The 20436-nt window shown below is 59.2% G+C and carries 12 protein-coding genes; 2 read left to right on the top strand and 10 right to left on the bottom strand.

Annotation, left to right across the window (positions count from 1 at the left end; translation table 11 throughout):
- Positions 1 to 1158: 1158 nt before the first annotated feature.
- The 6 genes from F3J20_RS26005 to F3J20_RS25980 form a co-directional block, all read right to left on the bottom strand.
- Entirely contained in the window at positions 1159 to 1467 is a 309-nt protein-coding gene (locus F3J20_RS26005) for a hypothetical protein (protein WP_167285050.1), read from the bottom strand.
- A gap of 361 nt (positions 1468 to 1828) precedes the next feature.
- The gene (locus tag F3J20_RS26000) at positions 1829 to 2977 is read right to left on the bottom strand and encodes a DUF2399 domain-containing protein (protein WP_167285049.1); all 1149 of its coding nucleotides are present in this window, start codon (positions 2975 to 2977) and stop codon (positions 1829 to 1831) included.
- A gap of 29 nt (positions 2978 to 3006) precedes the next feature.
- On the bottom strand, positions 3007 to 6465 hold the full coding sequence (locus F3J20_RS25995; RefSeq protein WP_167285047.1) for an SbcC/MukB-like Walker B domain-containing protein: 3459 nt from the start codon (positions 6463 to 6465) through the stop codon (positions 3007 to 3009).
- Complete coding sequence (locus F3J20_RS25990) at positions 6462 to 7157, bottom strand: DUF4194 domain-containing protein (RefSeq protein ID WP_167285045.1); 696 nt, start codon at positions 7155 to 7157, stop codon at positions 6462 to 6464. Before F3J20_RS25990 ends, F3J20_RS25995 begins: the two co-directional genes overlap by 4 nt.
- Complete coding sequence (locus F3J20_RS25985) at positions 7157 to 8614, bottom strand: Wadjet anti-phage system protein JetA family protein (protein WP_167285044.1); 1458 nt, start codon at positions 8612 to 8614, stop codon at positions 7157 to 7159. Before F3J20_RS25985 ends, F3J20_RS25990 begins: the two co-directional genes overlap by 1 nt.
- Complete coding sequence (locus F3J20_RS25980; RefSeq protein ID WP_167285042.1) at positions 8611 to 9462, bottom strand: WYL domain-containing protein; 852 nt, start codon at positions 9460 to 9462, stop codon at positions 8611 to 8613. Before F3J20_RS25980 ends, F3J20_RS25985 begins: the two co-directional genes overlap by 4 nt.
- 453 nt (positions 9463 to 9915) lie before the next feature.
- Between F3J20_RS25980 and F3J20_RS25975 the strand changes: the two genes are divergently transcribed.
- On the top strand, positions 9916 to 13959 hold the full coding sequence (locus tag F3J20_RS25975; protein WP_167285041.1) for a hypothetical protein: 4044 nt from the start codon (positions 9916 to 9918) through the stop codon (positions 13957 to 13959).
- A 60-nt stretch (positions 13960 to 14019) separates the two neighbouring features.
- On the opposite strand, the gene F3J20_RS25970 is transcribed toward F3J20_RS25975, so the two are convergent.
- Positions 14020 to 14952, bottom strand: a complete 933-nt coding sequence (locus tag F3J20_RS25970) for an S-4TM family putative pore-forming effector (protein WP_167285039.1) — start codon at positions 14950 to 14952, stop codon at positions 14020 to 14022.
- Positions 14953 to 15159: 207 nt separating this feature from the next.
- Here F3J20_RS25970 and F3J20_RS25965 point away from each other — a divergent pair, with 207 nt between their 5' ends.
- Positions 15160 to 16401, top strand: a complete 1242-nt coding sequence (locus F3J20_RS25965; protein WP_345889924.1) for a nucleotidyltransferase — start codon at positions 15160 to 15162, stop codon at positions 16399 to 16401.
- Positions 16402 to 17133: 732 nt separating this feature from the next.
- Here F3J20_RS25965 and F3J20_RS25955 read toward each other — a convergent pair.
- The 3 genes from F3J20_RS25955 to istA form a co-directional block, all read right to left on the bottom strand.
- On the bottom strand, positions 17134 to 17625 hold the full coding sequence (locus F3J20_RS25955) for a hypothetical protein (protein WP_167285034.1): 492 nt from the start codon (positions 17623 to 17625) through the stop codon (positions 17134 to 17136).
- A gap of 217 nt (positions 17626 to 17842) precedes the next feature.
- Entirely contained in the window at positions 17843 to 18619 is a 777-nt protein-coding gene (gene istB, locus F3J20_RS25950) for an IS21-like element helper ATPase IstB (protein ID WP_167050525.1), read from the bottom strand.
- Positions 18609 to 20135, bottom strand: coding sequence for an IS21 family transposase (istA, locus tag F3J20_RS25945; RefSeq protein WP_167050523.1), 1527 nt, complete (start codon positions 20133 to 20135; stop codon positions 18609 to 18611). The genes istB and istA overlap by 11 nt, the downstream gene beginning before the upstream one ends.
- Between the last annotated feature and the right edge of the window lie 301 nt (positions 20136 to 20436).

Here is a 20436-nt window from a genome sequence, read left to right as displayed (position 1 = left end):
GGGCGGCTGCGCCGCCCCAACCCACAAACATAAAAAGAAACAGGACCAAAACCAATGTGAAACCGGACATTTCTATCTAGCCAGAAACCGGACATTTCAATCTGGCCTCGACAAAATTTGTGAGTCCAAAATTCAGATGTCGTGTTAGAGGATCAACGCAAAGTTGATATGAAATTCGCCCGAAATCCACCTAATGCCCTCCGAAATTGCCGCATCGGCGCCTCGCAGCCAATAAATCATGCTTTAGGTGGAGAAAACGCGCCGAGGCGATTTCATATCAAGTTATCGACGGGACAGAAGTGTGGGTGGTAATTCAGGCTGTTTGTACAGAAATCAGGGTGGAAATGACAAAAAGAGGCAGTTTCGTCTCTTTCCATATGGATTTCTGTCTATCAATGAACCTGCCGACATTTCCCCCGGCATTTCTGTACGTCAGTGCAGTGCGCCGGAGCATAAATGTGCGGTTTGCCGTCGAAAGAGCGCGGGGAACTAAATTTGGCACTTTTTGGGTGCTAAACGCCGCGAAACCCTGCGCCGCAACTTTGTGCCGAGTTTAGAGTGCTTCGGAGTTAAAGTGTGAATGCGGGTAGGTTTTCCTTCGAAATTCACAAACTTGCCCCGTCGAATCGCACATTCACAAGTTTGCTACGCGGCCGTTCTGACCCATTCGTCATTCACCGATTTGCTGCCGAGCACGGTGCTTCGGAACAAAAACGCGAATATGGGCGAGTTTTGTCAGAGATCCTACCGCGGAGTAAAGTCCGTCTTGCGGGATTTTGAGACACCGAGAACGCGTACAGGCAATCGCCACGTTAGGATGGATGCGGTACGACGACACTGGCGAGTACCGCTGTAGCTGATGCGTCCGTTGGGGAAATTCTCCCAAGCGGGCTGGCCGAAGTGTGGCGATCCGGCTGCACTTGGAATGTCACACTCAGAAAGCCCCCTTAGATAGGCGCTCTTTCGCCGTTTCTTAGGCTAATTGAATACTTTAATCTCCGTCGAGCAGGACCCCACTTAACAACAAAGCAGTGCGAGAGACTGACATGACGTTTATTGACGTGCAAACGATGAATCATTATGCGGCTGCGATTGGACCCATTTTTGGTGTCGCAAAAATTCTCCCGACAATATTAAAATTTGTGAAAAAACGAGAATTCAATAAATATCGCAATATGAAGGTAAAATTTTTTTGAACTTCAAAACCGAACGCTGCAATATCTTGAAAATTCGTCCTCGCTGGTGGCCGATACATTGAGGGATATAATTTTCGCTGCGATCTTGGTATTTTGGGGGCGCAGTAGCAATGGTCGGCGCCTTGACAATCGGGCCGCACGCTTCGCCGCTTGAGAAAGCAGCCAACATTGTCGTTTTTCTTGAATCTGTTGCCTTATTTTCTGGCTGCGTCTGGATGCTATCGAGATTGATCGAAAGATTAAACAGAGTTAGCAAACCAGCGAAATACAAGATATTTGATGAAATCGAGCTTATGAAGATCCGTTTGGATCAAGCCAGGTCAGAAGTGATCAAACGTAAAACATAAATTCACGCCACTTTCTGGATGCAAAAGCGGCGTCAAAGAGCTGACGCCGCCAGCGGCTCGCTGTGCGCGGACCCACCGTCGAGCATCGCACCTTGGAGACATGTCAGAATACACGCCGTCGCCGCTGCGCCGTGACGGCGAGGAAGTACGCTTGCTTTCAGTGTGCGAATCACACACGATTCGGCGAAACATGCCAACGGCCGTCGAGAGGATAAACCCTGCACCACCTACAGATTCAGGCACCTTTCAGGATTGGAAAGTACTTGCCCGCCAAGCTGGATGCCCTCAATCCAGAACCTCTTGCTCCGCGGTAAATTCCGACTCGGCAAGCACAACTGCCAACTCGGCCCAGCCAGCTTTGGCTGCAAACGCCCGCATGCGTCCGGCCTGGCCGCCGGCGACTGGGCGCCGCCGGTCCTCCGGGATGTCTGCCGGACTCATTCTATAAGGCTGCAACACATGCCCAGCGCGTCGGGCAGCTTCAGCGACGTTCGCCGCGATCCGGAATCCCCCCTCATCTACGTCGCCCCAGTGCAGTACCGGCGTACCAGATGGTAAATCAGCGAGCAGTCGCTCGTACATCGCGCGCCAGGCGGGCGACGGCATGCCCGCAGTGTAGATGAGCAGCACATTATCGTCAGCCCGGCGCTTCGCCTCGCTGTAAAACGTCGTCTGATTTTCAATGGTCAGCACGAACGCCGGTGCACCATCAATACCCAAGACAGTCGGAGCAGGAAAGGCGCCGTACGGTGTGTCGAGCAACGCACTCACCCGCTGACGCCGCACCACGACCGCCCCCGCAAGACGAACGGGCTGGTCCTCTCGCCGCAACCCTACCTCCGCCCAGACATCCGACGGGACGCGCGGCTCTGCTTCGATATCGCCCGACAGCAGCACATCGAGCGGAGCTGTTAGCTGCTCGATCCGTTTGCTGTCGAGAAACAGTTTTGCGCTCACCTCACGTATGGGAAGATCTTCTTCGCGCACGCGCGTGTCGTGTGTCATATGAACGATCACCGCAGCGGCATCAGCCCAATCCATCGCCCTCTCCGGCCCGATTCCGCGAACCTTGTACAAGCTTTCCCATCGTGAAAAAACCGACTCGAGGACGGGAAAAGTCTCGAACCAACCCGCAAGAGATGCGCGCGCCTGGGCCGCGATCGAATGTCGGGTCGGCTGGCCAAGGAAGATCGCTAAAGCATCAACATCCAGCAAGGTGATTCGAACGATGGGACGGTCGCTGCCCAGGCCTTTTTCATATTCAAGCGCAACCGCTCCGGCATCTGCCGCCGCACGCACAGCTGCCTCGAAGGATTCGCGCTCGAGCAAATGACGGCTTTCGGAGTAAGGTTTGAGCGCACTGCCAGTCAGGGAGGCTGCTCGGGTACGCCGGCCTGCCGACACCATCTCGCCAGTGGCGAGCAGCTTCGTCAACAGCATAGTCGCTAGGGCGTCCATATTCGTTATTCCGCTGCAGTTGGTGACGCAGCCACCGAACGCTCGGCTCGAATCCTCGCGATCTCGGCTTCCAGCAATTCAGGGTGAAACTCGAGTTGGTCCGAGCGCATCAGCTCGCGCGCCTCCTCGTCTACATCGTGACCCGTCAGCATCACGACGTTGTTTTCCGGATCGCGCACGATGTCATAGTATCGATGCAGGAATGCGGTCAGAATGCCGAGATTCTCCCCCGGGCTGGCGAGGAACACCTGCAGGCCGAGGTCTTCAAAATAACGCATGGTCGCCGTAATGTTCGTCTGGTCCATCCGATGAAACGCTTCGTCGAGCAGAATAAGCCGGATGCCATTGCGGTAAACGCGACTCAGACGGTACGCAGAGGCGAGCGCGGCCCCAGCGATCACGTAGAGCGGTGCTCGATGCTCGCCGCCCGAGCCCGGACCGATTCGCTTGCTCAAGTGCCCAATCGTCTTCGTCTTTCGTGTTTCGGGATCTTCCCGCTGAATCTCGATATCGAACATGAAGAATTCGCGATAGTCATCAAGCGCCGTGCGCGCACTGCCAGCTCCAGGTGTGGACTTTTCCTCGAGCAGTGTCTTGAACTGCTCTGGAATCTCGCCAGCGCTGCCCAATAAGGTGTCATCTGGACCATACGCCGCGATATCCTTGATGAATTTGAGCAGTTTCTCGTTTTCTGAACGAGGGACGCGGACGAACTGATAGCGCTCGCCATTGGAAAACACCGGGCAGGTCTTCAGGACGCTGTTGAGGCGGTCGATCGTGTCTTCCAGCCATGCCAGATTGTTCGCCAGTGCCACGGCGACGTCGGTCCGGAAGGTTTCCTGTGATGCGCGATACGCTTCTTCCATCTCCGCCTGATGTTCAACCAATTGGGTGCCACGCAAATGGTCGACGCGAGTCTTCACCCACTCGCGAGCGAGCTGCCAGTCTCCCCCAGTACGCTCATCAAGCTGCTCCCGATAGTCGGTGAGAAACGTTCCAAGCAACGCCATGCCACGATTTATCTCGGTTTGCTGGCGAGTTTCGAGGTTCCTCGCTCGACTCCTGCAATCGTCGATCATCCGGGCGTAGTCGCCCGGCGGAAATTTATCCAGTAAGCGGTCCCATTGTTCGTCAGCGTACACGCTGTCGAACAATGGGCTCTGGCGAGCTTGATTGAGCTTGATCCTGAGCTCGTCGGCGGCAGCCTCCGCCCTCTTTGCCGCTAGCTCGAGGTGCTCAACGTTCAGCCCTGCAGCGCCCTCCTTACGCAACAATTCCGTCTGGGCATTGCGCAACTTCCCTTCCTCAGTTTCCCATAGCCTGACACGCTCGCAGAGCGCCAGATAATCTTCGTCCGACAGCTTGCGCAACTGTGCGGCATACTCGTCTGCCCGGGTCTGGGACTCGATGGCACTGGCGTAACCATCCCGGATGTCCTTGATGGCGCGGGACTCGGGTGGAATCTCTCGCAGCATACGCTCGAACGCATCGAGCGATGACCGCTCGCCGGTCTTGCGGGCAAGATCAGTACGGCACTCGCGCAAAGCTAGTTCGATTCCTGCCTTTTGCTCTTCGCCACGAACGCCCAGCCGACGCTCCTGAAGTGGGGCAAGCCGTTCCATCGTTCCCTTGCCTGTGAGCATGCCATCGGTTGTGAGCGTCCGTCCGCCACGCATTGCTTCGTCGCTCGTACTCACGCACTGAATGTCCCGGAACAGATTGCGGACGAACGCTACCGCGACCGGCAGATCACCTTCGATTAACTCAGCGACGGTGCCTGCTCCCACGGACTTTGGCGCCGAGAAACGGCTCGACATGACAATCTTCGCACCGTATACCGCGCCGCGTCCTGACATTCGGCGATACAGTTCGAACGCTTTTTTCTCATGCCGCTCTTCGACAATGAGCGCCTCCAGATTGGACAGGCCAAGATACGATTCCACCACCCGTTCCCAATCTGGATCGGTGACCCGAATGACATCACAAACGGGGGTGGAGTCAATGCCATGTTCGCGGAGTTCCGAGCGTAGTCGACGAACCTTGTCGGAGAGTTGGACATGCCCTTCTTTCGCACGCTCAAGGTCTGCTTCCAGCCCTGACTTCAGGCTATTGAGTTCGTCGATCTCGGCGGACAAGTGGCGCCCGCTCTGAATCAGCGCATCCCATGCGGCATGTGCAACCTGCAGCGCCGACTTCAAACGTGCGGCAATCGACTCAATGTCCATGCCCAGTGCAATCTGGCCGCTCATACCGACGAGTGCATCACATTCGCGCTGGAGCGCGGGGGCGAGCGATCCGAGATGCGCGGACCGCGATGCGTTCCGAAAGACCTTCGCGATTTCAGCGAGCAAACCCGAAAGGTAACCGAGGCGCTCTCGAGAGGCTGCCTCGTTCGTCTGGACGGCACTTTGCAGCACGCCATGGTGCTGATGCGCGGTGTGTCCGTCTCGCTGCTCGACCGCCGCCAATCGTGCCCTCACCGCCTCCTCAACCGCGCGCTGCTGCTCGGCGAGTTCTTCCTGGAGGATTTCGAGCGCATCCTGCGCTTCGCGCGCCTTCGTTCTGGCCTGGTTGGCGACATCCTGGGCCTGTTCGGTCTCCACATCCTGCCGAAGGACCTGCCATGTCTGAGCCTGCCGTTCTTGTTCCGCTGCCTTGTCGAGATGCCCGAGAACCTGCGCACCCGCGTCAATTTGCGCCGAAACCTTCTCCACCAGGATTTTCAGTTTTAGGAAAGTATCGGTGATCTCACGAAATCGCTTGATATTGGTCGGACGCGCCTCCAGGACTTCGTCCCGAACGATTTGGTCGACAGGTTTATCAAAACGCATACGCAGCGCAAACCGGAAGGCGCGCTGAAATGCCTCGTGGTCAGGGATACCACCGTCGCCGCGCAAACGTGTAAGCACAGCGCGAACATAGCTCTTCGAGGTGGAATATAGAACCTCGTCGTCGCTGGCGGCCTTCGCTCGTCGAATCAGATCCGCCCGGAACGTCTTCCAGTCTCTTGGGCGCCGCTCGCCTCCTTCCAGCGACAAATGGTCACCCAAGCTCAGTTCGATCCCCGGCACGAGATAAAGGCCCCGAACCTCGTGCTCTTCCGTGTCGCTCGACGCGTAGATACACACGCCCATCGATACCGACGTGCGCGCCTCGTCGTCCCGCCATACGAGCGTGATGTATGTCGTCGCATGATCACGCACCCGCTGCTCAGCCGTTTCTCCGTATTGCCCGAGGCAATAGCTCCGAATAGACCGCGTCGTCTTGTTGCTCTCGTCGGCTTGCGCGTTCAATGCGGCGAGGCGCTGGTTCGCTCCCAACATGGCGATCTGCACCGCGTCCACCAGCGAGCTTTTACCGCTGCCGTTCGGTCCGAAGATACCTGAGATGTCGGCTATTTCAATGGTCTTCGCATCGAACATGAAAAATTGCACGACATGAACAGCATGTAATGAAATAGTCATTCTTCGATTCCCTCTTCGTCGGCGTCACCATCGGCAATATCATCTTCGTGGCCCACTACGGAGGCGTCTGCCCATTGAGCCGTGTCGCCTGATGGTTTAGACCATGCTGCAAGCCGCGCCAGCGCGGTCTCCCCGAGCAACTGAACGATGGCGGGCCGAATCGCCAACGCGCCTGGATGGCCGACGGTACCCATCGTGCCTCCGTCATGTTCCGGGTCGGCCAGATGCCGTGCAATGCCCCATCGCTGCAACATCTTGACTGCCGCATCGAACTCGCCTTTCGCGGGAAGCTCGCGTTGCGTCATAAGGGTGTACCGCTGAGCAAGCTCGACGATATCGCAGACGACTTCACCGTCATCCGTCAGGTCACCACGCCGGGCCGCGTCATCATAGATGGCCCGCAGAACCAGCGCGAGTAGCGTCTGGTTGGTTGTGGCGACCGTGCTCCGGCCGTTGCGCGGTACCGCGCACGCATATCGGAGTTGCCGGTTGACTTCGACGTCGACGCCCACGATATCCAGCGCACGCCGAAAGTCGCGCTCGTAGTGCTCCACCAGGTTGTAGTCGGACCGTGCGCGCATGTCCGAGTGATACAAAACCTGCTCTGCCACAAGGCGGTACGCGGCGCTCTCGAAATCGGATACCCCGTACATCCCGCGCGAGCCAGCCGCAATGTCATCCCAGAACGCCATCAGACTTTTCTCCTAGTTCGAATGACAGAGAACGGTTGGCCACTGATATATTCGTGTGCTCGCTCTTCGGCATCGCTGAACGCCACTCGGAAACCGCGTGCCATGGAGGTCGCCGTAGCATAGAGGTGTCGAGAGTTCGAACTCATCGACAGGGCCAACGCCGAGAGCGTCTGCCAGGCACGCAGGGCCTCGATGCTCTCGATGGGAATCTCCTCGCTTTCCAGGTGGTCCGAGCCATCAAGCCATGTGAGCACCCATGCCGCCAATTTGGGGGAAGTCACCGTGCGCGCGTTTCGGGCGCGCACTAGTAGCTCGGCGCGAGCGAGATCCGCGTAGCTGGGTGAGCGCGTGCGTAAAGCGTCCGCCGGAGCACGAACAATAGGACGACGAGGTTCGGCAAGCGCCGTCGGTGAAATGAGATACCCAGGCGCCAGGGCGGTTCGGTGACTATTGGCGGAACTCTGCGTGATCTGCTGGATTGTGGTCTGGATGACCTCGTCCAACGGGCGCAGCGAGCGAATGCGATAGTCGAGATAGACGAGAGCCCGCTTGTTAGCGCGCCGGATTTCATCGTCCAAGCGGTCCAGATACTCGTCGATGCGCGATAGCTCATGAAGACGATCCACGTCACGTTCGAACATCCGCGTGGCGCGCAGCACATTGCCCTCGGCACGGCGGGTCTGGTACCACGCAATCAATGCGTCGCGACATGTCTCGTTGACACACATCGCATCGACCTGGGCGAGTATCTGACTGCGCCGGGCGAGCGGGTGATCCTGCGTACGCAGTTGCCGGTAGTCGCCGATGAAAACCTCCTCGATGTACTCGCTGAAAAACATCCGGACATATTCGCGGGTTGGCACATCGGTGCCCAGACGATCCATCAAGTCGCGAATGCTGGTGCCAGTGTTGCGAACATGCTCGAGTAGGTTGCGAGTGGTTTCCGCGGCCTCCATCAGCGAAGACCCTTCCCCGCTTTCGATGGCCTGCTTTAGATGCATTTCCACCGTGCGAATCTTGCCCGCTACGAACACCGGCCCTGCTTCCGCAAAAGCGACCAGTTGAGAAAGGAAGTGATTGACGGCGGGCGCCATCAGCAGGCGCTTTTCGAATGCCTGTCGGCCTACCTTGAGCCATCCCGCGTCGACCAGGACCTGCAGCACCATGTTTGCGCGGATATTCAGATCTGTGACCGGCGCCGTGCCCTCGTCGTCGCGCCAATCGTCCATTTCCGCGAGTGCTTCCTCGATGTCCGCCGTGATCTCCCGGGCGGGGAACCCGTCCATTGGCGGAAGCGGAGCATCGGGCCCGAACCGCTTCCTGTGCAACAGGCATAGCAGCGTCCAATACCGTTGCCGATTGGTAGCCGCAAGCGGGGCAAAGAGACGGTCCGGCAGTCGCTGAAAGAGCTGCGACGCTGCGGCACCGGCCAGAATGTCGAGATTGGCAGTGCTCATGGAAATAGCCAAGGTCGCACCTGGTCGAGGTTATCGACCGCAAGTTGATACTCGGGCGCGCTATCCCGGCGCACGTCGACCGCAACTCTGAGATCCTGCAGGTAGTACGACACCAGACACCCCCTGCAATGGTCCACGCGACTCGATGCGCCACCGAAATACTCGTTTCGGATCAGCAATGCCTGCGCCTCGGACAGGGCAGGATGTCCAATCAAACGGACCGGTACCACCGTGCTCCAGGCGTTGTCTGCGTCGCTGCCATGCGTCGCGCCTCGTTCTAACATCTGAGCCCGTGCAATCCGTCCGAGCGCAAAATCCCGAAATGTCTGCGTGTTTTCACACCACGCCCGAACATGCCATCTGCGGCCTGCGCGAATCAATCCATGTGGCGCAATCACCCGCTCGTGAGGCTGCGGATTGCGCATGGAGCAATACGTAATTTCGACGACGCGACGCCCTTCGATCGCGGAACGCAGCGTCGCAAATACCTTCGGTTCAGGTGCGGATAGCTCCGGATAGGTTGCCCAGGCAATGCCGTCGTCACGTCTGCCTGGATCGTCAAGCGTTAGCCCAGTCAACGCCAAGTAGCGGGTAAGCAACGCCGCACGCACGCCCGACGATGCCATGTCCCGCTCCGTGTCCCGATACGCCGCGAACGTGGCGCGATAACGGCGCGCTCTCGTATCCCAGTCGACCCATTGCGGAAATGTGTCGCGAAACTCCCGCACCCACTGACTCGCGCGCGTCTCCCCGAGATTAAAGAGGTGCTTCAGGCGGGAGCGGCTGAGTTCGCCCTCCCACAGCAGAAGCAATCGCAACGCATCAATCCTTTCGAACGGCGATTCCATGAACGGTGCACCAAGCTCATCATACAAAAAATTGTATCATACATTTTCCTGCATGATGCTTGCCGATACAAGGACGCAGAAGCAACTGCCCTAATGGCGCGCATGACTGCCTACCCAGTCGATGATCTGCTGCTCATCAGGCCAAATCATCGTGGCGGTGACACCACTATCGTCCCTGGTGCCGAACAGGCAGAAACGGGTGCCCGCCAGTACCAAATCGCGAACGGAGCCTCGTCGCGTAGGCGCTCAAGCACAAATCACCCAGTCGGGAGAACGGTCCGTTTTCCTATGGCGCGCTATCAGCCAAAGAGGTAATCTCCCTCGACTAATTTCAGACAAAGCCTACGAGGCCGGTTCATCCGGGGGCTCCGCGGCGCCCGGACAAGTCAATTCGCCGAACCTGGAGCTGTATCGATCCCCGCCCGAACCGATCACGATGTTGACTGCGCGACCATGAACGACCGCAAGATTCTCCAGCTTTCTCCTAAGGTGAAGCCCGATGACCCGAGGGCCGAGGCGGACTTCTCATCCCTTAGCGAGGTTCCCAACATCGTGCTGCTTGGCGACCCGGGCGCTGGCAAAACCCATCTTTTCAGGTCGGCAGCGCAGGCCACCGGTGGTCACTACATGACAGTCCGGAGCTTTCTGAACGCGCGGTCTGACTGGAGTGCGGATACCGTTTTTATAGATGCGCTTGATGAGCGGCGCGCGGGCCGCGGTGACGACGAAGTGGTCGACGCGATTGTCCGGCGGCTGTTCGCCTGCGCGCCTGCCAGGGTTCGCATCTCGTGCCGCGCCCAGGACTGGCTCGCAGACTCCGACCTTGAGGCGTTCAGGCAATATTTTGACGACCATGGCGGGGTGATTGTTGTCAGCCTGTTCCCCCTTTCGGCACAGGAACAGCGGGCCGTACTCGCTGAGCACGGTATGGACATGTGGGGGATTGAGGGGTTCCTCGCCGAGGTCGACGAACACGGACTGGCCGAGTTCAAACGCAACCCGCAGGACCTCAAGATGCTGGCGACCGCCGTCACGAACGGTGTATGGCCAGCCACGCGTGCGGATCTGTTCGAGCAGTCGACCCGGCTATGGCTCGCCGAGCACAATTCCGAGCACGCGCGCCGTGATCAGTTTCCGGTTGAAACGATCCGGCAGACAGCGGGCGCGCTTTGCGCACTCCGCCTCATCAGCGATGTCGAGGGTTTCGCCCTCGATCCCGCAAGCCGCGATGCAAGTCATCCGGACGCGACTGAAATTCCGTTCCTCGATGTGCAGATCATCAACGCGACCCTGCGACGCCGCGTCTTCACGGCGATCCCGGGGCTTGGCGCGGTCGACTACGCGCACCGCACCACCGCCGAATTTCTCGCGGCTGAATGGCTTGCTGCCCGGCTGAATGATGGCTTGTCGTTCCGGCGGCTGGGTGCGCTGCTGGGACACGACGGCCGCCCCGTCTCACAGTTCCGTGGCCTGCATGCCTGGCTGACCGTTCGCGCTCCCCGGTTCGCCGAACAGCTTGTTGCCTCAGACCCTTACGGCGCCCTGTCATACGGCGATCCGGCCTCCCTCTCGCCCTCACTCCGACTCCGTCTGCTGGGAGCACTGGCGGCGCTGGCTGCAGACGATCCGTGGTTTCTGTCAGGAGACGGCCGGCCGCCAAGTGAGCGCCTGAGTGGTATGACCGGTGCGGAGATGACCGACGAATTTCGTTCGATTCTTCGTGCTCCAGACAACCCGGTACGTCCGCTCGTGCTGGAGGCACTGGCTGCCGGCACCCCGGATGTCACCCTGACGGACGATATCGCTGCTGTCATGATTGACAACCGGGCCATGCCGTTCGAGCGAGAAAATGCGCTAGCGGCGCTTCTGAAATGCGGTCAGGAAGGCGAAGCCGCAGTTCTCGGCGCATACACGCGCGATCTGAGCTGGGGCGCATCTGACCTGCAACTACGTGCTGAAGTTATCGCGCTCGCCTATGGCCGGCTCTTTCACGCAATTGATGTGGTTGCGCTGCTGGAAGCGATTGAACGCACCGACGAGTCTCTGCGCGGGCGGCTTTATCTCTGGCATCTTGCGGACGCCGTTCCGCTGCAGGATATACCTGCGATTCTCGGCATGCGGACACCTGCCGAACTGGACGCAACAGACGCATTGCGACAGAACGAGTCACCCGTGTCGCACGCTCTGAGCCTCATGCTCATCAGGCTGCTCAAAAGTGGGCATCCGGTTCCGCCTGACAGCCTCTGGAACTGGCTAGATGGATTGCGCGACCACCGGGCCTCACTCACGGCATATTCGGGCCTGGCGAAAGCCCTGTCGGCGAGGAAGCCAGACGTCCTGAACGCTGTAGCGGACGGGCTGCGCACGCTCCCAGCCGATACCAATGTCTTTCTACTCCTGCAACGGCTCCAGAGGATGACGGCCGGCACAGTCGAGCATATCGATTTTCTCGACACGGCCGTGCGCGTCCTTCGCACTGGCGCTCCCGAAGACACCGGCCTGCCGGTCGCATACGAGCTCGCGCTGTGGATGTTGTACACGCGAACGCAGGAGCGGCCCGGATTCCTCGAATACCTCTTTGACTACGGCGAGCAGAAGAACCTGCAGGCAAGAAGAGATTCAATGCTCGTTTCTGAAATTCTCGACTGGAGACGGAACGACGCCCGACGCAGCCGTGAGCGGCGCCAGCAGGCTGATATTGAGCGGGCGAATCTCATCGCGCAGTTTGGGCGGCACGAAGCGGCCATCCGGTCCGGTTTGGCGTCGGGTTGGATCGCTTGGGTTGCCAACGTTTATCTCGGCAGATATCACGACATCGACCACAACCTCTCACCTCACGGCCGACTCGCTACTTTCATCGGCGACACATTCGCTGATTCGGCCATCGCCGGACTTCTCGCTGCACTTGAACGCACGAACATTCCTGATGTCGCAGCCATCGGTAACGCTTCGCTGAGCGCGAGTATACCGACTTGGTGGCTGGCTCTCGTCGCGGGACTCGACGCTCACTGGGGCCTGGAAGCCAGCTTCGAAGGACTGCCGGAGCCACTTCTTGCTGCCGCGCTGGCAGTGGATCTCGTCTCCCCAACAAGTGAGCGGGACGGCAATACATCGCGCCGCAAAACGTTCGAATGGAAAGCCGCACTCATTTCGACGAAACGGGCGCTTGCGCACGACACCTATCTCGAGGTTGCGAGGCTGGGCATGGCCGCCCGGCACGAACACGTAGAAGGGCTTGGCGAACTGCTTTCCATGGACGCATTCGCGTGGTGCCGGACCTCCGTGACCATGGAGGTGCTCTCCAACTATCCAGATCTGCCTGCTCACTTCCTCGAGCGGCTGATGGAAGTCGTGCTCACCGACGCGACGACGCACGCCGGATTCACCGCACTCGCCAGGGCGCGTCTGTCAGAGGGGGCATTGCCGCCACGTGCCTTTCCTCACTGGCAGGTCACGGCGTTCCTGCTGCAACCGGCCCTGCTGGAATCGGAATTTATCGCGCGAGCATCAACAGATGTCGGTCTCGTCTGGACGCTGCGGGACTATCTGTCCGGCCATGTCACCCAGCCGCGCCGTGAAAACCGCATGCTTCCCCTCCCCGTTCTGACTCGCCTTCTCGTCATGGCCGCCGGTCACTTTCCCAATGCTGCCCATCCGGAGGGCGGCAGTCACGGCGATCGCAATCTGTGGGACGGAGCGGAATTCGTCAGGCGGCTCATTAATCAAATCGCGCTGGACATCACCGCGGACGCCACGGCTGCTCTCGGCCGCCTTTCGACCGACGCCTCGCTCGGCACATATCGCGATCATCTGTTACACGCCGCAGCCGAGCAACGGGCACGCAGGCGCGATGCCGAGTACCAGCAGCCGAACTGGGCGGAGACGGTAAGCGCCCTCTCCAATGGTGCGCCTGCCAGCGCCGCAGATTTTCATGCGCTGCTTGTGGATACGATGCAGGACGTTGGTGACCGGATCGCAAACGCCAACAACAATATCTACAAGCGCTTCTGGAACGAGAACGGCTATGGCAAGATCACCGAACCGAAACCTGAGGAAAGTGGCCGCGATGTCCTGATTGATCTGCTGCGCGAACGGCTCAACCCGAAAGGGATCACGGTTGAGCCCGAGGGGCACATGGTCCACGGCAAACGGGCCGACATCGTGGCGATATGGCGCAACCTCAGGATTCCCGTGGAGCTCAAACGGAACTATCACGCCGATGTCTGGACCGCCCCGGTGTCGCAGCTCGACCGGCTGTACACCCGCGACCCGGGGTCAGCCGGGTACGGAATGTACGCGGTGTTCTGGTACGGCAACCTGAAGCACAGGCCCGCACCCGCGCATCCCAAGGGGGCTACCCGCGCTGAATCAGCATCCGCGATGCTGGATCAGATCACCGAACTGGTCCCGCAGGAGCGGCGTTGGCAGATTGCCGTGGCAGTCATCGACGTAAGCAGCCAATTGTATGCGGCAGAACCGTCACAGGTGCGGCCGTAGGCGCGAGCTTCGGTCCAGCGCGACATGTCCCGGCGCGTCCTGGTCCACACGAGGCGGCCACTACGAAGCGTCTGGGAGATGTTGCGTTTTGCGCTGCGATGCGCTTGCCCTGAACTCATCAACCGAATGCTCGACACCGCCTGCCATCTGTTGCTCGAGCCCACTTCTCAGCCGGCTATACAGCCAATTGAAGACGAGCGGACTGGACACCCGATGGCTGAAAATCGCGTCCTGCAGCTCTCGTGAGCTCATCGTCAGCACATTGTCACCCTCGCCCGCCAGCACGCTTTCCCAAAGTTTCTCAACGTGCGCCTTCAGACGCTCCACAAGGGCGCTGGCATCCAGCTGGCGGTTGCGTTCGCGCACGCCCCAGAGTACCAAGGGCATCACGGGCACGGCACCCGACAGGACGAACGAGGACATGGACGGGTTCTGGACTACCGCGATGGCGAAAGCCGCAACCACGACCACAACCATCGCAATGGTGACAATCGTGCAATATCGCCGCCGCAGCCTCAGATCGTATCGAAGATTCGAGCGCTGACATGCAAGACGGGCTGCTGGCACTGGCAGTCGCGAAACGCTGGGCGCGTACCAGTCGCGCATCGCGCCGCCGTCGCCCGGTGGGCACGTTTGCCGATATGCAGCGATGTCTTCCGCGTCGATGGGCGAGCCGGAGAGGAATCTGTTCCACGGCAACTCGAGGACGGAACAGTCAAAGTGTTCCTGCAGCCGTGCGCCCTCCTTCATCTGCCGCTTGATCCACCGGTCGACAAATGCGGCATCCGTGCAGCCGACGATCAGCGACGCGAGCGCCACATACGGTTTCAGGCTCTGTGCCCAGATTGCGACGATCACACCCAGCACCGGCATGAAAAGCGACACGATGACGAGGATGCCCTGCACTACCTTGACGCGATCGTAGACGCGCCGGCGCTCCCACGCCACCGCGAGCATCTGCTTTTCATTCTGCCGCCTGGCTATCTCATTCACCGCGCTCGCTTCCTCTCGTGTAGCGGCGTTCCCGGGCGACGCCGCGTTTCACATGGTAACAAATTCCAGCATGCAAATTGTGCCGATACCACTATACTTGGTAAAATTACGGCAGCACATCCCTAAATGTAGTTGCACTTAGTCAAAATTTATTGAAGTTTACAGTCGATTTTGTCCCCATAGAGGTCAGCAATGCTTCGAGACCAAGTGAGTATCCGGCGCCGGCACAACCTGTCGTCTGATGCGTCCACACGCTTCTTCGCATTGGTCGACGCGATGGCAGAACATCAGACGCCGACCACGACGCAGCTCGACGCATTGACGTCATCATATGAGAGCACCGCAGAGTTTCTCTCGGCGCGCGAAGAATTCGCGGAGACGCTGATCCAGATTCATCCACACGGGTCCCGGCAACTTGGAACGTTGACCAAGCCGATTGACGACTCGCGCAACGGGTTTGATGTCGACCTGATCGCCCGCTTCAGTGAAGCTGCCTGGTCCAGATATTCCGACTACGAGGGCCCTGCACGCCTGCTGAACCAGATTCAGACCGCGCTGGCAGACTACGCCCGGGCACATCAACTGGAATTGCAGCGCCACGACCGATGCGTTACGCTGCATTACGCTGGCGGTATGTGCGCAGACATTGCACCTGTCATAGACAGTCCCCGCGTCTCCATCCGCTATGGCGAGACCCATGGCCTGATTCCCGACAGGGGCTTGAAGAGCTTTGAGTCGACCAATCCGCGCGGCTACACGCGCTTTTTCAACGAGGCGGCTGCCATTTCTCCCAGATTCCCCTTGATGGAGAAAATGACCGCCGCGATGGATTCGATGCGCAAGGCGGATATCGTCCCGCTGCCGAACGCACGGGATGTCTTTGACCGCTTGCTGTGCCGGTTCGTGCAGGTCATCAAGCTGCATCGCAACTTCCGGTTCGGGCCGCAGTCCGGGACGGTTGATCTGCGGCCGAGCTCGGTATTCATCACGACGCTTGCCGCGCAGGCATACGCAATTCAGGCGCCGCAGGCGCACGCATCGCCACTGGATCTGCTGCTTGATGTGGTCGAAACAATGCCGAGACTGTTCGCACGCATCCCGGTTGGCGCGAGCCTCGAAGAATGGCGGTTGCCCAATCCGGCGGCTCCGCAGAGTAACCTGGCGGCCGAGATGAACCTCCCGCTGCGGCAGATCGCTTTCGACCGCTGGATGGAGCAGCTCATGCAGGACATCGAAGCGGTCATCGACGCCATTGAGGCGCGCGCCGGCATGAACGAAGTCGTCAGCGCGGTTGAAAACGGCTTCGGCGCAAGGTCTGCCCGCAGAGTTCGCGATGCCCTGTTCGCAGAGCAGCAAGCGACACGGGAGGCCGGAAAAGCGCGACTGTTCACCGGGGCGCCAGCGCCCCTAGTGATCCCGTCGCGGCAGCACAGATTCTTCGGTAGGTAATGGCACCGCCGCCGCCGCGTAGTCCGACGCTTGCCCAGCGAGAACTCGAGCTTCGTCGTCTGCATCTGCCAGAATCAAAAACCTTCTGGCGACCCAGCCGGGACCTCTGTTTTTCGTTCGCCATTGGACCGTCCGCGTACTCGCCGCTTTACCGGTGCCTACTGGTCTTGCCTCGCAGCGGCGTCTGGCCATCACTGTACGTGATCAAACCCGACCTGGTCGCTGTGGCCCATGGGAAACGGCCACCCCATATCTACAGCCACGAGAATGGTCGAACAGAACTCTGCCTGTGGTATCCAAAAGGCCGAGAATGGAATCATGCGATGAAGCTTGCCGACACCTACATCGCGTGGACCGCCGAATGGTTGTGGTATTTCGAAGACTGGCTTATCACGGGTGAATGGGCAGGCGGCGGCGAACACCCCGAATAGATGACCTATGACCTTGACCGCTACGGTATGTGAAATGCCGTTATCAATATCAACCTCCAAGCTCTCTATTGGGAGGAGTAAACAACGAGCCGGTCTTCAGCAGGAATCGCGAGAAAAAAATAGCTAGATAGCAAAATTGCCGTCGGTCCGGTCGCACGTCGGAACTCAGGACGAGAATCGCAGGTTAGTCTTCGCACGTTCGACGCTTTAGGGCCTCTTGGCTATGCCTGACATATCCAAAGAACTAAATCTCGGCGCTGGCCTACCGCCGAACACCTGTATGCCTGAATCCGCACAACGTTCAAGCGTCGCCCGTCTCATATGCCAGTCTGACGTCACCAATCTGATTGACACACGCTTCGAGCACCGTCATTGACGCCTTCATCAGGTTCAAATCGCGATTGGCGTCGTCATGGTCAAAATACTTGCCTCCGTGAAACAGGTTGTTGCGAACCCGGCGCATGAGAACCAATGCGGACTCAATTTCAGTTCTTCGCCCAGCCGCAGACGCGATATCTTCAAAGCATGCCCGCTCGCCTCGCACAATCTGTTTGCGCGGCGGCCTGTCCAGCAGATATTTAACTGCTTTGGCTAACTCGGGATCCGCCCACGGATCGAGCGCGGCTGCGACCTCGCTGCCAAACTTGTCCCACGCAGGATACGCAGATCCACCTTCATTGCCAGCAGCAAATCTGGTGGCTTTAAGAGAGAATTCCGCGCGTGCGAATTTTGCCCAAAATGAGATGGCAATCTCACGAGGAATTCTGAGCTCGTCCCACTTTTCATCCAGCACCGGAGCCTCCGTGTCGAGACAATCGAAATTTAGGTCAAGTACCCCTACCTCAGACATGCTATTGCCACTAAACTGGTGATGAAGGCATCATGAGAATTCACTCACCTAGAAAGACCTAAGGGTCTAGCAATAGTGGAAACCCGCTGTTGATTTGCACGGAATCCTGACCCACGATTTGCATTGAATTCTGACCCACCCGTTGGACCAGCTTTTCGTGTTATTCAGTGGGTATTTGGGTCTTCTTTCTCTCCTTCTTTGGCTGTGTCGTGCTGTTTCTGAAACGATAGCTATCGTTACCTGTTTCCACAATGTGGCAGTGGTGCGTGAGCCGGTCAAGCAGCGCGGTCGTCATCTTTGCATCGCCGAACACACTGGCCCATTCTGCGAAGCTCAGATTGGTGGTGATGATGACACTGGTTCGTTCGTAGAGCTTGCTGAGCAGATGAAACAGCAGCGCACCGCCGGTCTGGCTGAACGGCAGATAGCCGAGTTCGTCGAGCACCACGAGATCGGCGTACACGAGTCGCGTTGCGAGTTGTCCGGGCTTGCCCACGAGCTTCTCCTGTTCGAGCGCATTGACCAGTTCGATGGTGGAGAAGAAGCGCACGCGACGACGATGATGTTCGAGAGCCTGCACACCGATTGCAGTTGCCAGATGCGTCTTTCCCGTACCGGGTCCACCCACCAGAACGATGTTGTGTGCCGAGTCGATAAATTCGCACTGGTACAACTGGCGCACCAGCGCTTCATTGGCGTCGCTGCAACTGAAGTCAAAGCCGCCGATGTCGCGATACGCCGGGAAGCGTGCCGCCTTCATCTGATACGCGAGTGAACGCACCTCGCGCTCTGCGATTTCCGCCTTGAGCAATCCTGCCAGCACCAGAGAAGCCGACTTGTAGGCCGGTGAGTCCTGCGCGGCGAGCTCGCCTAACGCCTGAGCCATACCGTGCAGCTTGAGCGACTTGAGCATCTGCATCATGACGTCAGGCTGCATGGTTGTCCTCCCGACCCCTTAGTCGGTCGTAGCGGCCGACGTTGGCTTGCGGTTCAACGGTCAGTGCAAAGGCCTGCGGCGTCTGCAGCGGCGGCACAGGCGGGCTGTCGAGCAGCCGGCTCAGGATGTTCAGCACCGTCTGCTTGTTGGGTGCGCCGGCTTCGAACGCGAGCTCGACGGCTGCGAGCACCATCTGTTCGTCGTGCAACAGGACCAGCGCCAGAATCTCGACCATCTCCCGATCGCCGCCGGGACGCTTCAGCAACACGCCCTGCAGCTTGCGGAATCCGGCTGGAAACTCGGCGAAGGGTGCGCCATTGCGAAGCGCTCCGGGTTTGCGCTGCAGGACTGCCAGATAGTGACGCCAGTCGTAGATGGTCTCGCCATGGTCGTGGCTGCGGTTGATACACCGCTCGTGCTCGGCAATCACCTGACCTTCGGCAACGAACACGAGCTTTGCGGCGTAGACGCGCAAGCTGATGGGGCGGTTGGCGAACGACGCCGGCACGCTGTAGCGGTTGCGCTCGAAGTTCACGAGGCAGGTTGGCGAGACGCGTTTGGTGTGTTCGACGAAGCCATCGAATGGCTGGCCGACCGGCATCAGGTGTGGCCGCTCGGCAGACCACGCGTCCCAGATCGTCATGTCCTGCTCCGGGTGCCGCGTCTGCTGCCATAGCAGCACGCACTGGTCAGCCAGCCAGTCGTTTAACGCGGCCAGCGAACCGAACGTCGGCACCTTCTGCCAGAGCCGGTGACGGCTGTCCTGGACGTTCTTCTCGATCTGCCCCTTCTCCCAGCCGGAGGCGACGTTGCAGAACTCGGCGTCAAACAGGTAGTGGCTCACCATCGCGCTGAACCGCGCGTTGACCTCGCGCACCTTGCCGGGACGTACCCTGTCGACGGCGGTCTTCATGTTGTCGTAGATGCCGCGGCGTGGAATGCCGCCCCAGGCGACGAACGCGTGATGATGCGCGTCGAACAGCATCTCATGGGTCTGCAGGAGATAGGCACGCAGGAAGAAGGCACGGCTGTGACTGAGCTTGAGCTGCGCGACCTGCAGCTTGGTGCGCTCGCCATTGATGATGGCCCAGTCCTCGCTCCAGTCGAACTGGAACGCTTCGCCGGCGGCAAACCGGAGCGGAACGAAGGTTCCGCGTCCGGTCGTCTTGGCCTGCTCGTGCTGTTCCTGTCGCCAGCGCCGGGCAAACGCCGCGACACGGTCGTAAGAGCCGGTGAAACCCAGTGCGCACAGGTCTGCGTGGATTTGCTTCAGGGTTCTGCGCTGTTTGCGGGGCCGGTTTGCCTCCGTCTTGAGCCAGCCTGCGAGCTTCGCAGCGAACCCATCGAGTTTGCTGGGGCTGTGGCGTTCGGGATAGGCCGGCAGGACCGTGCCAGCCCGTATGTAACGCCTGACCGTGTTTCTCGACACGCCCAGTCGTTTGGCAATCTCGCGCAACGAGACATGATCGCGAAAGTGCCAGCGTCGGATGATGCTCAATATAGCCACGTCGATCACTCCGTTCCCCCGCCCGTTGCCGAGCAGGTCAGTGTTCTACGTGGGTCAAGATTCGATGCAAATTACTGCCGAGGGTGGGTCAGGATTCCGTGCAAATCAACACTACGTACCCACACTTGCGTGCGAGTCGGAGAATGTCAGGCTGAAGCGGCCCTGTTTCGAAGTTGCATGATGGACTGCCGTGCCGTGCCATAGTCGCGTGCCAATTGCGAGACCGATTCGCCCGCTATTTTTTCAACCATCCGTGTGAATCTCAACCCGCCTTGAACACGGAAATCCTGCCCTCCCCCCGTGCGGACTT

This window comes from Paraburkholderia sp. Cy-641, from assembly GCF_011752945.1.
Taxonomy (GTDB): Bacteria; Pseudomonadota; Gammaproteobacteria; order Burkholderiales; family Burkholderiaceae; genus Paraburkholderia.
Note: the sequence above shows the minus strand (reverse complement) of the source record. Positions and strands in the feature narration are given on the sequence as shown.